Source organism: Streptomyces sp. NPDC088794 (assembly GCF_044750545.1).
In the GTDB taxonomy this organism is placed as follows: Bacteria; Actinomycetota; Actinomycetes; order Streptomycetales; family Streptomycetaceae; genus Streptomyces.
This window is the reverse complement of sequence record NZ_JBIVKB010000006.1, coordinates 245,444-259,256: the sequence shown is the minus strand read 5'-3', so window position 1 is coordinate 259,256 and position 13,813 is coordinate 245,444. Positions and strand designations below refer to the sequence as shown.

Genomic DNA, 13,813 nt, shown 5'->3' with positions numbered 1-13,813 from the left:
CCCGCCCCAGCGCCGGCCCAAATCAAGAACCAGAACCAGAACCGGCCCGATCCCGCCGCCGACGCCCCAACAACTCAGCCATGCCCCTCCGCGTGGCGGCCAGCACAACCCGATCCGAGCCCCGCAGAACATACGTATCAGGCAGATCCCACACCAACCCCGTCCCCCGAATTTCCTCACGCGCCCCCTTGGCCGTGTCCAAGGCCAACACCCGCCACGCCCCCGCCCGAAACGCCTCAGCCACCGTCCGCCCCACCAACTGAGGATGCGCCCCCACCTCGACGGCAGCGAAAAGCAGCACCCGCCGCTCCACAGGAATCGCCCCCAGAATCTGCCGCCCCATCATCGCCCCGGCAAAAGCAGGCGCGGCCAGATGGGAAACACTCCGACTCCGGGTGGTCGCAAGAGGATGCGCGGCCCGCAGCGTCCGGTACACGGCGGTCGCGAAGTCGTCGTCGTACAGCCGCAGAACCACCCGTAGTTCGGGCCGCACGGACCGGGCGTACAGCGCGGCCTCGAGATTCGTCGTGTCCGCACTGGTCACCGCGAGCAGCGCGTTGGCGCGGTGGATCTTGGCGGCCTCCAGGACGCCCTCCTGGGTGACGTCACCGAGCACCACCGGCACCCGCAGCCGGCGCGCGACCGCCAGCCCGCGGGCCTCGGGGTCGGACTCGACGCACACCACCGGGATGTTCAGTTCGCGCAACCGGATCAGCACCCGCGTGCCGATCTTGCCGAGCCCGAGCAGCACCACGTGCCCGCCGAACCCGCGCGGCGGCTTCCGCAGCCCGGACGCGGTCCGGAAGGTACCGAGCGCTTCGAGGACCGCGGCCAGCAGCACCGGCAGCAGCAGCAACCCGACGAGACCGGAGAGGAGTTGGAGGATCTGCCGGCCCAGCGAGGCACCGATCGCCGGATCGTCGATGGCGAAGAGATCGAGGAGCGTCAGATAGAACGCGCTGAGCGGATGCATGTCGGCCACCACCGACAGCGCGACCGCGAGCCCGACCACACACGCCACGAGTCCCGCCAGCGACCACCGCAGCCGCCGCGAGAACAGCGACGCGAACGGCGGCACGACACCCCCGCGCGCGGGCGGCAACGAGGGCCCGGAGTACGCCACTTGTTCCAGTACGACGGTCCCGCGCCCGGTCGCGGCCCGTACCGTCGCCGCGTCCGGCAGCAGCCGCGGCCCCGAGTCGCCGTCGCGTTCGGAGCCGTCGGCGGGATCGCTGCCGGCCGTGGACAGCAGGGCCAGCGTGGCCAGGCCCGGATCGGCGACCTCCCCGGGCTCCGGCGCCGGCCGCTCCACCGCGCGCAGCATCAGCCCGTCGGTCTGGACGACCTTGCTGGTGCCGGCCACGGCGGTGGCGGCCAGCGCCGGCGCGGCCGTATCGGCGTCGGACAGCACGGTCGTAGAGGCGTCGAACGGGGAGCCGTCGCCGTCCGTCGAGCCGTCGCCGGCCGCCAACGCGGCCGCCTGGTCGAGGAGTTCCTCGATGTGCTGGCCCAACCGGCGGTTGTAGAGGCGCAGGACGAGACGGAGGCGGGGGTTGAGGCGGCGGGCGGTGAGGGCGGCGCGGATGTTGGTCTCGTCGTCGTCGTACACGAGCGCCAGTGCGGCGGCCCGTCCCACGCCCGCCTCGGCGAGCGCGGCCTCGGTCGCCTCGGTGGCCTCCACGACCCGTTCACCGCCGTTGACGGCGGTCGCGGCGGTCGCGGTCGGATCGCCGCCGCCGGCCGCCCGGTTGACGGCCGCGCTCACCACCCGGTCGAGCAGCGCCGCGGTGGTCGCCCGCGCCCTGCCGACCACGGGGGTCCGGACACCGCGCTCGGACGGTGGCACGATGAGCGTGACCTGCTCGCCGTACACCCCCCGCAGTTCGGTGGCCAGCCGGTGCGCCAGCCCGTCGTCGCCGCACACGACCATGTGTCCGGACAGGTCGCCTGTCACACCCTGCTGAGGAACGCTCGCCACGAGGGGAAAGACTGCCTTATGGGGAGGGGCGGTTCCAGGGTCAACTGAACGGCTGTTCCCTCTCCATCGTATGGATAGGGACGGAAACCAGCGCTTTCCGCACCACCGGAGGTACCTCGCCCGTGGCCATCACCAAACCAGCCCCCACCGGGGCGGACAGCCATGAGCCGGTACGGGGTGCGCCGGAGCCCGCAGCGGGAGCCGCGAAGTCGCAAGCGCCGCCTGCTGCCCGGCCCGAGCCTCAGTCGCAGCCCCAGCCGCAGTCCCGTTCCTCCTTGATCCTCATCCTGCTGCTGCTCGTCCTGGTGCTGATGCAGGGCCCCATCCGCGGTGCGCTGTCCGCGCCCGTGATGCAGAGCTGGATGACGGTGTTCGTCGCCGTGCTCGTCCAGGCGCTGCCCTTCCTGGTGCTCGGCGTGCTGCTCTCGGCGGCGATCGCGGTGTTCGTACCGCCGACGTTCTTCGCCCGCGCCCTGCCGAGCCGGCCCGCCCTGGCGGTACCGGTGGCCGGGATGGCGGGCGCGGTGCTGCCGGGCTGCGAGTGCGCGTCCGTGCCGGTGGCGGGCGCGCTGGTGCGCCGGGGCGTCACCCCGGCCGCGGCGATCGCGTTCCTGCTGTCCGCGCCGGCGATCAACCCGATCGTGCTGACCGCCACGGCCGTGGCTTTCCCGCGCAACCCCGAGATGGTCCTCGCCCGCTTCGTCGGCAGCCTGCTGGTGGCCTGCTCGATGGGCTGGCTCTGGCAGCGCCTGGGCCGCACGGACTGGCTGCGCATGCCGCACCGTTCGCACTACGAGGGCCAGAGCAAGGGCGCCGCGTTCTGGGGGTCGGTCCGGCACGACGTGATGCACGCGGGCGGCTTCCTGGTCGTCGGCGCGATGGCCGCGGCGACGCTGAAGGCGGTGGCCCCGGCGAGCTGGCTGCGCACGGCGGCGGACAACCCGGTGGTCGCGATCCTCGCCCTGTCCCTGCTCGCCGTACTGCTGTCGATCTGCTCGGAGGCGGACGCGTTCGTGGCGGCCTCGCTGACCCAGTTCTCGCTCACGGCCAAGCTGGCGTTCCTGATCGTGGGCCCGATGATCGACCTGAAGCTGTTCGCGATGCAGGCGGGCACGTTCGGCCGGGGCTTCGCCCTGCGCTTCGGGCCCGCCACCTTCGCCGTCGCCATCGTGGGCGCGGTCCTGACCGGGGCGGTGCTGCTGTGAACCGGCAGGCACAGGCGGCGGTCCTCTTCCTCACCGGCGCGGCACTGCTGCACGCCGGGTTCACCGATCTGTATCTGCGGTACGTCAAGGCGGGCTTGCAGCCGCTGTTGCTGCTGGCGGGCGTGGTGCTGATCGCGGCGGCGCTGGCGACGGTCTGGTACGAGTGGCGGGGGCGGAAGCAGGGGGAGGCCGACCTGGATGACCCTGACCAGGACGCCGAGTCCGAATCGGAGTCCGACCACGTCCACCGCGAACCCCGTATCTCCTGGCTCCTCGTCCTCCCCCTCCTCGCCCTGATCCTGGTCGCCCCGCCGGCGCTCGGCTCGTACAGCGCGATGCGCACCGGGACGGCGCTCCAACAGCCTTACGGCTACGACAAGTTGCCCGCGGCCGGAGCACTCCACCTCTCCGTGGTCGACTACGCGAGCCGTGCCGTCTACCAGCACGGCCGCACCCTCGACGGCCGCCAGATCAAGGTCACCGGCTTCGTCGCCCTGGACAAGGCCGGTACGCCGTACCTGGTCCGGATGGCCCTCAACTGCTGTGCGGCGGACGCCCAGCCGGTGAAGATCGGCCTGACCGGCAAGGTCCCCCCGGTCCTGCAACCCGACAAGTGGCTTGAAGTGACCGGCACTTACACAACCCGCGAGGTCAAGGACCCGGTGAACAACGGCCCCATCCCGTTCCTCCAAGTCAGCTCGGCGACACCGGTGCCGACGCCGGCGGATCCGTACGACGAGACATGGAACAACTGAGGCGCGGCCTCTCCCGATGAGGCGGGGTTGATCCCGAGGGCGGTCCGTGGGGCCCGGAGTATCGTGAAAGAACCGAGGGTTCCTCGTGTGCCGGCCTTCACGCCCGTGCCGTTCTCGGCGATCGACGAGACCAGGTCGGCTGCGACGGCGCCGGGAACAGGTCCGCCTCATGACACAGAACGCGCTCCGGCCGCCCCGGGAACATCCAGGGGCCCGGGCCAGGCCCCGCCAGCAGTGCCCCTCGCCCTGGGAGGCGGAGCGGCTGCGCCCGTTGTCCCGGTGCCAGGTCATGGACCGGCTGCCGGAGCTGGGCGAGATGTACGCGGCCAACTCCGGCGCCGAGCCCTGGCGGTGGGATGACCTGCGCCTCGCCTTCCTGGGCCGGCTGGCCGACGACATGCGCCGCCCCGGCTTCTCCCTGCTGGTCGCGGAGAACTCGACGATGACGACGGCCTGCGCCTACGGATTTCCGCTGCGCGCAGGGCTGTTCGCGATCCGCGAGATCGTCGTACGCCCCCAGGTGCGCCGGCAGTCCACGGACCGCGACTGGAACCTGGCCCGGCGGCTGCAACGGCGCCTGCTCGGCGAGCACGCGGACGCCACCGGTGTCACCCTGGTCGCCCGTTTCGACGTACCGACGCTGGCCGCCCTGCGGGCCTGGGGCTGGCGGGACGTGTCGGCCGGTGAACGCTGGACCCCGTCGGCCGATCCGCGCCGGGTCCTGCTCCTCGACCCGTGGCCGTCACCCTCGTAACCCGCACGCTCGCGGCCCGCCCACCCGGGACCGTCAGTCGACCCCGTCGGGGGCCGGAATGGTGGACGTGTCGAACGTGCCGTCGACGATGTGCCGGGCGAAGTCGGTCAGCCGCAGGTGATGGGCGCGGGCGTAGGAGCGGAACGCGGCGAAGGCGTCGTCGACCGAGGTGCCCCAGCGCTCGGCCAGCACGCCCTTGACCTGTTCCACCAGGATCCGGCTGGTCAGCGCGGAGTTCAACTGGGTGTTCTCCACATAGGACTTCTCCAGCGTGCGCTGCTGGAGGATCGTGATGGTGGCCACGTCCGCGAGCGCCTGGGCGAGCGAGATCTCGGCGTCGTCGAGCCGGTGCGCGGCGGTCTGGAAGAGGTTCAGGGCGCCCACCACCCGGTCCCGCAGCCGCAGCGGGATGGCGTGCGTGGCGACGAACCCGAGTTCGCGGGCCCGCGGGGTGAAGCGTGGCCAGGCGGCGGCCGCCTCGGGGCGCCGGAGGTCGATGTTCGTACGGGCCGAACCGGTGTGGAAGCACTCCACACAGGGCCCCTGGTCGTGCTGGAGGGTGAGCAGCTCCAGCAGTCGGGTGTGTTCGTCGGAGGCGGCGATGACCTGAAGTTCACCGTGTGGGTCGGCGAGCAGGATGCCGGCCGCGGAGACCTCCAGGAGCTCCACGCAGCGCGTGGACAGCCGTTGTAGCAGGTCGAGGACGTCGAAGTCGTCGATGAGTGAGTCCGCGATCTCGACGAACACCTCCGCGAGGCGCTGTTCCCGCGTCATGCCGATCATCCCTCTCCAGCGACGGGCGCGTAGGTCCCGCTTCCATCGTCGTCGAATCGCAGCCTTCGGGCCACGACGTCTTCCGCCACGTCGCCGACCAGGCGCTCGCTGCCGTAGGCGAAGGCGCGCAGCCGCACCAGGGCCTCGGCCAGGGGGATGTCGAGCTGGACGCTGATCATGCCGGTCGCCTGGTGCACGACGGCCCGGTGCAGCCCGTCGGCCGGCCACGGCAGTCCTTCGTCGCCGTTGCCGTCGCGGCGGTCGGCCGGTCGCCGTCCGTCCAGCAGGGCCGCGGTCAGGGCGGCGGCCAGCGTGTTCGCGTCCGCGAGCTGCCCGTCGTCCAGACTGCTCCGCCCGTCCCACAGCAGGGTGAACATGCCCAGCCGTACGGCGCCCAGGCCGAGCGGGAAGCAGCAGACCCCGTCGACGCCGAGCTGTCGGGCGGCCGGCAGCAGCGTGGGCCAGCGGTCCGGGCGCACCCGGTCGAGATCCGGTTCCAGTACGGCGAGACCGGCGCGGTCGGCGTCGGGGCCGGGGCCCTCGCCGAGCGTGAACTGCAGTTCCTCGAACCGCAGGCTCGACTCCGGGTACCACCAGAGCGGTTCCGGTGCGCGGCCGCCGTTCGGGGTCGCGGGCGGCAGCGGGAAGACGGAGATCACGACGCCCGTGACGCCCAGCGCCCGGGCGGTGGTCCGCGCGGGATCGGCGCCGCTGCCGGCACGTAGCGACCGCAGCGCCTCGGCCATCCCGTCGCGGGTCACCGGTCTCCGTTCCGCCGGGGGCTCAGCGGCCCCGCTCCTTCACCAGCCGAGCGATTCCTGGTCGGGGGCAACGGTACGGGTCGGGGCGGGCTGCGGAGCCTCGTGGCACACGAAACCGAGCCGGGTGAGCGCGCGGCGCATCTCGCCGGTGGTGAAGTCGCGGCGGTTCTGCCGGGTGATCACTTCACCGACCTGGAGGACGGGGTAGACCTTCGTGCCGATGGTGACGGAGACACCGGTGACGGTTTCGGGCGTGATGCCGTCCATCGACTGCTCGACCTCGTTCTTGCGCAGGTCGAAGGGGAATCGGGCGATGACACAGCGCATGAATGCCTCCAACAGAAAGGGGAGTTGAACCGAGGGGAAGGCAGGGGAAGAGAGCGGGGTACAGCGGCGGACGGTGACACGGAGGAGCGGTCAGGACGCGCGGTGGCGTCCTGACCGCGGGGAGCGAACCCCTGTGCCTGGACCTGTGCGGTGGTACTAGCGGGGGTTGCGGGTCGGGGTACGACGCCCGCGGGAGCCGCCGGCCCGTCCGCCCCGGCCACGACCGGGTGCCCCGGACCGGTCACGTCGCTCCGCGGCCGGCGCGGGCGCCGCCACGACGACTGGTACGCCGGAGGGGGTGCGGGCGCCGGTGATGCGCTGCAGCTCGGGCTCGCCGGGGCTGACCCGGGTGCTGGTGGCCGGGGTGATCCCGGCGTCCTGCATCAGCCGGTCCATCGAACGCCGCTGGTGCGGCAGCACCAGGGTGACGACGGTGCCGGACTCGCCGGCGCGGGCGGTACGGCCGCCGCGGTGCAGGTAGTCCTTGTGGTCGCCCGGCGGGTCGACGTTCACGACCAGGTCGAGGTTGTCGACGTGGATACCGCGCGCGGCCACGTTGGTGGCGACCAGGGCGGTGAGGTGACCGTCCTTGAACTGGGCGAGCGTGCGGTTGCGCTGCGACTGGGACTTGCCGCCGTGCAGCGCCGAGGCCCGTACACCGACGGACAGCAGGTGCTTGGTCAGCTTGTCCACCGCGTGCTTGGTGTCCAGGAAGAGGATCACCCGCCCGTCGCGGGCGGCGATCTCGGTCGCGGTGGAGTGCTTCTCGGTGTCCCGCACGTGCAGCAGGTGGTGCTCCATCGTGGCGACACCACCCGCGGTCGGGTCGACCGAGTGCACGACCGGGTCGCTCAGGTAGCGGCGGACCAGGAGGTCGATGTTGCGGTCCAGGGTCGCCGAGAACAGCAGTCGCTGGCCGCCGGGACGGACCTGGTCGAGCAGCGCGGTGACCTGCGGCATGAAGCCCATGTCGGCCATCTGGTCGGCCTCGTCCAGGACCGTGATACCGACCTGGTCGAGGCGGCAGTCGCCGCGCTCGATGAGGTCCTTGAGCCGGCCGGGGGTGGCCACGACGACTTCGGCGCCGCCGCGCAGGCTGCTGGCCTGGCGGCCGATGGACATGCCGCCCACCACGGTGGTGGTCCGCAGCCGCAGGGCGCGGGCGTAGGGAGCGAGCGCGTCGGTGACCTGCTGGGCCAGTTCGCGGGTGGGGACCAGGACGAGGGCGAGCGGCTGCCGGGGCTGTGCCCGCTTGCCGTTGAGCCGGGCCAGCAGGGCCAGTCCGAAGGCGAGCGTCTTGCCGGAGCCGGTGCGACCGCGGCCCAGGACGTCCCGGCCGGCCAGCGCGTTGGGCAGCGTGGCGGCCTGGATCGGGAAGGGCACGGTGACGCCTTCGGCGCCGAGCGCGGCCAACAGGCCCTCGGGCATGTCGAGTTGGTCGAACGACTCGACGGCCGGGAGCGGTGCGGTGACGGTGGTGGGGAGCGCGAACTCCTGCTGCGGGCCGGCCGAGCGCGGGCCCTGGCCGTTCTTCCCGGCGCCGGCCGGACGCGAGGTCCGGCGGGGCTCGTGGGTACGGAAGCGGCTGCCGTGTGCGGAGCCGGATCCTCCCGTGGACTTCCTGTCCGTGCGGACGCGGCCCGAACTGGCGCTGCTGCTGCGACGGTCGCGGTTCATGGTGGAACCCTCCTCGATACGGCACGTATCGAGGAATTCCGTCCAGCGGCGAATAGCCGCATGAGGATTCACAAGAATGAGCCGTGAAAATAGCGAAAGCCGCGCCTGGCGGTTTGTGAACCGGAGTCGACCGGGGGTCGACCGGCGGATGAAACCGAGGCGGTCCCTCATGCGGGAATCAGCGTGTACTGGCTGGAACGTGAACTGGCTTGGCGCAGCAGGTAACGGCCGGAGTCAGCTGAGAGCGGCTGGGAACATGCGAAAAGTGAACGAGCTGAGGCCCGCACCCCATAGAGTGCGGGCCCCAGCTACTGTCATGCGTCAAGCAATCAGGCGGGAACGATGTTCTCGGCCTGGGGGCCCTTCTGGCCCTGCGTGACGTCGAAAGTAACCTTCTGGCCTTCCTGAAGCTCGCGGAAGCCGGAGGCGGCGATGTTCGAGTAGTGGGCGAAGACGTCAGCGCCGCCGCCGTCCTGCTCGATGAAGCCGAAGCCCTTTTCCGCGTTGAACCACTTCACGGTGCCAGATGCCATATTGAATCTCCCTTGGGGGGCAGTGCCGGGACCTGCACTTTGCCGATCCCGAGTCGCCGCGATGATCACCCCTCCGGAAAGATCCGGAAAGCTCTGCAAAGAAACTGGCTGTGAAACAAGTCTCTGGTAACCAAAACTGCAACTGGTATCACGCTAACACAGGTCGGCCGGAAACCCCATGTTGATCTGGAGTTCGATCACGAATTCTGGCTCGGCCGAACACCCGGTTTCTGTACCCGCCGCACTAGATATCCGCGCCGCGCTCCGCCAGCAGCTTGCGCATTTCATCGTTCAGCCGGAGGGCGTCCTCCAGCTGGTCCTCCAGTGACACGATGCGGCACGCGGCCTCGATGGGGGTGCCCTGGTCGACGAGCTCGCGGGCCCGGGCGGCGACCCGCAACTGCCGCCGCGAGTAGCGCCGGTGACCGCCCTCCGAACGCAGCGGTGTGATCAGCTCGGCCTCGCCGACGGCCCGCAGGAAGGCCGGGGTGATGCCGAGAACGTCGGCGGCCCGACCCATGGTGTAGGCCGGGTAGTCGTCATCGTCGAGGTTGCCGGTGACGGGATCGATCTCAGCGGGCATGGCACCTTCGTTTCGGGGCGAGGCGGACGGCCCGGCCGGGTCCACGACCCGAGTTCCCTCAGGATCCGGCACCGAATCCGCCTCCTTCCCCAACCCTAACGCCGCGAGCCGCACGGATGTGTCTTGGCCGTGACAGATTTCCCTCGACGGCGCGGACAGCATCACCACGCACCTCGAAGGACCGCAGGCCGGCTCGCTCCGTGATCTTCGGGGACCGAGGGCTGCGTCACAGGGCCGTGTCAGGGTGTTGCGTCAGGTTGCCGTGCTCGGCGGGCGGGGCGGCGCCCCTGGTGGGGGCGCTGCCCCGGCGGCCTACTCCTTCGGCTTCGGCGGGTCGATGCTCACCTTCACGCCGTTGTCGTCATAGAACTTCACGTTGTCCCAGTCCAGGTCGCCCCACCTGTTGTACTTCACGAGCTGGCCCATCTCCCAGTCCGTGGCACTCCAGGTGCCGTTCTCGAAGTTCTCTACGGCTTTGTCGAACTTCTCCTGGTATGTGCCGTTGATCGGTTTGAAGCCCTTCAGGCTCACGGCGATCTTGCCGTTGTTCCGCATCACGTTGGTGACCTCGGACATCCAGGAGGCGTACGGCGTTCCGTCGGGCATCCTGCCCTCCTCCTTCGCGTACTTGGGGTCCATGAAGTTGTAGCCCTTGTGCTGTGTGGTCGCCTCCTCGATAAAGTCCTTCAGGCCGAGGACCAGGGGCTTGCACTCCGAGTTGTGGACCAGGACCGGGGTCTTCCCGGCCAGGACGTAGAAGGAGTGCAGCCCCGCGACCGTGAGGCTGTACGTGACGGTCGTACGGGTGTAGGGGCGGTTGGCGAGCACCGTGGCGGTCCCGCCGCCGTCCGTGCGCAGGGTGTCGCCGGGGCGCAGGTCCTCCGCGGGCACCCAGGAGCGGAGGTCGACGCTCCAGAAGGGGTGCTCGTAGGTGGCCGAGAGCTCGCTGACGTCGCCGGTCGGTCCCCGGATGCTGAGGGCCGCGAGGTACTTGTCGTCGTACTCCGTGACGATCTGCTGCGCGACCCGTCGGGCCGCGGTCTCGCCGGTCTCCGGGTCGGTGGCCCGGACCAGGTCGCCGGCCCGGACCTTCTCGATCGGCCGGGTGCCGCCGTCCGACATGAGGACCCGGGTGCCGGGCAGGAAGCACTGCGTGCAGCCGCGCTGGAGGACCCGCAGTGTGCGGTAGGCCGCGCCCAGCATGCGGAACTTGGACGACATGATGACGTCCTTGTTCAGCTCCCAGCAGGCTTCGAGATCGCCCTTGCGTGCGCAGTTCTCCAGCTGGGTGAGACCGGTGATGGCGTTGATGATGTCGTTCAGCTGCTTCATGCTCGCCTCGAAGGCGGGCCCCTGGGAGAGCACGTCGCAGTAGGCCTCGTGGTGCTGGCACCACCGGCCGGGGTTGTCGATCGCCTCGCAGCCGAGGATCCCGCACCGGTAGAGCTCGGCGGCCGAGACGCCGTCCTTCTCCTTGGCCTCCTTCGCCGCGACGGCCGCGCGGCGGCGGGCCTCCTCCTCCTCGCGGTACTTCTGGACGGTGGCCACGAACGCCTCGGTCGCGGCGGTCGCCGCCTCGGACGCGCTCTTGCCGGCCCGCTCCGCCGAGGTCTGGGCCTGGGCGGCCGAGGCCCACGCCGACCCGGCGGAGGTCTGGGCGAGTTCCGCGGACACGGTCGCGTCGCTGGCGGACCTGGCGGCGTTCTGCGCCGCCGCGTCGGCCCGGTTCGCCGCGGCACGCGCCGTCCTCGCCGACTCCGCGGCCTGCGCGGCGGACGCCTTCGCGTCGTCGGCGTACTGATCGGCCTGCGCGGAGTAGTCGGCGGCCTTCTCGGAGGACGCCTTCGCCTGCGCCGCCCAGTCCTGTGCCTCGGCCGACGCCTTGCGGGCCGTCGCCGCGGTGGCCTGGGCGGTGGCGGCGTCGTGCTGTGCCTGCGCGGCCACCTGGGCGGCCTCGACGACCAGCTGCTGGACCTGCAACTGGTGGGTCAGGGACAGGAAGTCCTTGCGCTGCGCGGTGTACTGCCCGGACTGCACGAACCGGTGCAGCAGGTCGGCGGGGCCCTCGAGGGCGATCCGCGCGGCGGACTTCACCTCCGGATCGCCGCTGTCGATCAGCTGCGCGGCGGTCACCCGGTCGTCCTGTACCTGGGCCTCGGCCAGGGTCTTGGTGAGGAAGGTGCGGTAGGCGTCGATGGTGCCGGTGCTCAGCGCGGCGCGCGCCTTGTCCTTGACGTTGGGGCCGCCGCCGTCGGCCGCCTGGGCGACCGCCACCCGGAACGCCTCCCGGCCGGCCTCGTACTGACCGTCCTTCAGGAACGCGCTGACCGTGGCCGTGCCACCGTCCAATGCGGTCTCCGCCGCGTCCCGGACCTCCTTGACGGAGCTCTCCTCGGCGAGTCGCTCCACCTCCGTGCGGTCGTCCTGGGCCTGGGCCGCGGCCCGGCCGGTGCGGACGTACGCGACGACTCCCGCGGTGTCACTGCCCAGCGCCTCCTGGGCGGCCTCGCGCAGCCAGGGCTCGCCGTTCTTCATGTCGAGCAGGGCGAGTCGACGGCCCTGCGCCGCGATCTCCTCGTCGTCGGTGCCCGCCCCGGCCTGCTGCGCCAGCTTCTCGGCGGTGGCCTGCTGTTCGGCGAGGCCGGCGGCCTCCTGCTCGCGCTGTTCCCGCTCGGCCGTCTCCTGTGCCTTGAGGTCGCGGGCGTTCTCGATGCCGGCGTTGGTCCGGCCGAGCAGCTCCTCCGCCTCGACCTCGCGAGCCAGCGTGTAGACGGTCTGGGCCTGGGCGGCGGCCTCGGTGGCGACCTTCGCCGCCTCGGTGGCCGCGTTGGCGTGGGCGGTGGACCTGGCGGCCGCCTTGGACGCGTCGACCGCGCTGTCGGCGGCCTCCTGCGCTGCCGTCGCCGCGTTCCTGGCGTGCGTGGCGGCCGACCGTGCCGCGTCCCGCGCCTCGCCGGCCGCTGTGGCCGCCTTGCGCGCGAGCGACTCGGCCTGGCCCGCGGCCCGGTTGGCCTCGGCGGCCTGCCGGTGCGCCGAAGCAGCGGCGGCCCGGGCGTTCGCCGCCGCGGTGCTGCCCGCGCCGGCGTACTGGCTCGCGGTCACCGCCGCGTCGGCCGCCGCGGCGGCGTTGGTGCCCGCGCTGGCAGCGGACGCCGCGGCGTCACCGGCCGCGTTGGCGGCCTTCATGGCCTTGTCCGCTGCGTCCGCCGCCTTGTCCGCGCCCTTGGCGGCGTCACTGGCCTTGGTCGCGGCCTTCCGCGCGGCGTCCGCGTTGGCGGCGTCCGTCGAGGCGGCCGCCGCCGCGTTGCGCGCGTCGGAGGCCGCGTTGGCGGCGCCGACCGCTGCCGCCGCGGCCTGGGCGGCTGCTGCCGCCGCCGTCCGCGCGGACTGTTCGGCGGAGTTGGCAGCGGAGATGGCCCGCTGCGCGGCCTTCGCGGCTCCGGACGCGGCGCTCGCCGCCCGGTTCGCCGCGCGTGCCGCGTCCTCGGTGTCCTCCTGGGTGGCCTCGGCCTCCGCGGCCGCCTTCAGCGCGGCCTTCTTCGCCTGTGCGGCGGCCTCGACGGCCTCCTTGGAGGCGTCCTCGGCCTTGGTCGTCTCCGCCGCGGCGAGCTTGCCCGCCTTCTCCGCCTGTTCCGCGAGCTCCGCGACGCTGGCGTGCTCCTCGTCCCGGTTGCGGGCGACGAACTGACCGACGTCCAGGAACTCCCGTATGTCGTCGGTGGTTCCGCTCAGCGCGAGCCGTCCGGCGGCCCGCACGTTGGTGCCGCCGGTGGAGATGATCTGGGCCAGCAGGACCCGGTCGTCCTGCTCCTGGGCCTCCGTGATCCCCGTGTCGAGGAAGGCCTCTATGTCCTCGGTGGTGCCGGCGAGCGCGGTGCGGCCGCGCTCCTGCACCTCGGGGCCGCCCGCGTCGATCGCCCGTGCGACCAGGATCCGCTGATCCTGTTCCAGGGGCTCCGCCCAGCCCGACTTCATGAAGGCGGCGAGGTCGCCGTCGCTGCCGGCCAGCGCCGCGCGGACGGCGTCGAGGGTGTTCTCCCCTCCGACACTGGCCAGTTGGGCCGCCTCGACCCGGAAGTCCTGGACCTGCCGGTCGCCGTAGGTGGTGAGGAAGGCGGCGATGTCGTCACCGCTACCGACCAGGGCGGCCTCGGCGGCCGACCGCACCTCGCTGCCACCGGACGCCCAGAGGTCCACCACCTGCTGACGGGAACTGCGCGACAGCGGTACGACCGTGTCGTCCGCCGTGTCGTCGGCGGCGGCCGGGTACACACCGAGCAGTCCGGCCAGCACGGCCAGGGCCAGGGAACCCGCCGTGCGTCTGAGGGCGCCCCTGCCTATTCCGGGGCGCCCGGATTGTTTCCCTCTCACAAATGTCCTCTTCCACCCCCGGGAAAGCTGCCTGCTCGGGCGGCTGTTCCCTTTTGTCGAATTCTGGATATTGCCACGGAAGAGCATAACCAGAG

11 protein-coding genes are annotated in these 13,813 nt (G+C 71.7%); 3 read left to right on the top strand and 8 right to left on the bottom strand.

Going from position 1 to position 13,813, the window contains the following annotated elements:
• Nucleotides 1-22: 22 nt before the first annotated feature.
• The gene (locus tag ACIP6U_RS19680) at nucleotides 23-1,930 is read right to left on the bottom strand and encodes an NAD-binding protein (RefSeq protein WP_401719628.1); all 1,908 of its coding nucleotides are present in this window, start codon (nucleotides 1,928-1,930) and stop codon (nucleotides 23-25) included.
• A 170-nt stretch (nucleotides 1,931-2,100) separates the two neighbouring features.
• Here ACIP6U_RS19680 and ACIP6U_RS19675 point away from each other — a divergent pair, with 170 nt between their 5' ends.
• The 3 genes from ACIP6U_RS19675 to ACIP6U_RS19665 all read left to right on the top strand — a co-directional run bounded on the left by ACIP6U_RS19675 (nucleotide 2,101) and on the right by ACIP6U_RS19665 (nucleotide 4,692).
• Nucleotides 2,101-3,183, top strand: coding sequence for a permease (locus ACIP6U_RS19675; RefSeq protein ID WP_401719164.1), 1,083 nt, complete (start codon nucleotides 2,101-2,103; stop codon nucleotides 3,181-3,183).
• Complete coding sequence (locus tag ACIP6U_RS19670; RefSeq protein ID WP_401719162.1) at nucleotides 3,180-3,938, top strand: TIGR03943 family putative permease subunit; 759 nt, start codon at nucleotides 3,180-3,182, stop codon at nucleotides 3,936-3,938. Before ACIP6U_RS19675 ends, ACIP6U_RS19670 begins: the two co-directional genes overlap by 4 nt.
• Nucleotides 3,939-4,107: 169 nt before the next feature.
• Complete coding sequence (locus ACIP6U_RS19665) at nucleotides 4,108-4,692, top strand: hypothetical protein (RefSeq protein WP_401719159.1); 585 nt, start codon at nucleotides 4,108-4,110, stop codon at nucleotides 4,690-4,692.
• Between the two features lie 33 nt (nucleotides 4,693-4,725).
• On the opposite strand, the gene ACIP6U_RS19660 is transcribed toward ACIP6U_RS19665, so the two are convergent.
• The 7 genes from ACIP6U_RS19660 to ACIP6U_RS19630 all read right to left on the bottom strand — a co-directional run bounded on the left by ACIP6U_RS19660 (nucleotide 4,726) and on the right by ACIP6U_RS19630 (nucleotide 13,718).
• Nucleotides 4,726-5,475: a GAF domain-containing protein gene (locus ACIP6U_RS19660; RefSeq protein WP_401719156.1), complete on the bottom strand. Its 750-nt coding sequence runs from the start codon at nucleotides 5,473-5,475 to the stop codon at nucleotides 4,726-4,728.
• Nucleotides 5,472-6,227 (bottom strand): ANTAR domain-containing protein, encoded by a 756-nt coding sequence (locus ACIP6U_RS19655; protein ID WP_401719154.1) that lies wholly within the window; start codon nucleotides 6,225-6,227, stop codon nucleotides 5,472-5,474. The genes ACIP6U_RS19660 and ACIP6U_RS19655 overlap by 4 nt, the downstream gene beginning before the upstream one ends.
• 39 nt (nucleotides 6,228-6,266) lie before the next feature.
• Nucleotides 6,267-6,554, bottom strand: a complete 288-nt coding sequence (locus ACIP6U_RS19650) for an SCO5918 family protein (protein ID WP_401719151.1) — start codon at nucleotides 6,552-6,554, stop codon at nucleotides 6,267-6,269.
• Between the two features lie 156 nt (nucleotides 6,555-6,710).
• The gene (locus tag ACIP6U_RS19645) at nucleotides 6,711-8,231 is read right to left on the bottom strand and encodes a DEAD/DEAH box helicase (RefSeq protein WP_401719148.1); all 1,521 of its coding nucleotides are present in this window, start codon (nucleotides 8,229-8,231) and stop codon (nucleotides 6,711-6,713) included.
• A gap of 329 nt (nucleotides 8,232-8,560) precedes the next feature.
• Entirely contained in the window at nucleotides 8,561-8,764 is a 204-nt protein-coding gene (locus ACIP6U_RS19640) for a cold-shock protein (RefSeq protein ID WP_055489522.1), read from the bottom strand.
• A gap of 244 nt (nucleotides 8,765-9,008) precedes the next feature.
• Nucleotides 9,009-9,347, bottom strand: coding sequence for a MerR family transcriptional regulator (locus ACIP6U_RS19635; protein ID WP_401719145.1), 339 nt, complete (start codon nucleotides 9,345-9,347; stop codon nucleotides 9,009-9,011).
• A gap of 312 nt (nucleotides 9,348-9,659) precedes the next feature.
• Nucleotides 9,660-13,718, bottom strand: coding sequence for a polymorphic toxin-type HINT domain-containing protein (locus ACIP6U_RS19630; RefSeq protein ID WP_401719142.1), 4,059 nt, complete (start codon nucleotides 13,716-13,718; stop codon nucleotides 9,660-9,662).
• Between the last annotated feature and the right edge of the window lie 95 nt (nucleotides 13,719-13,813).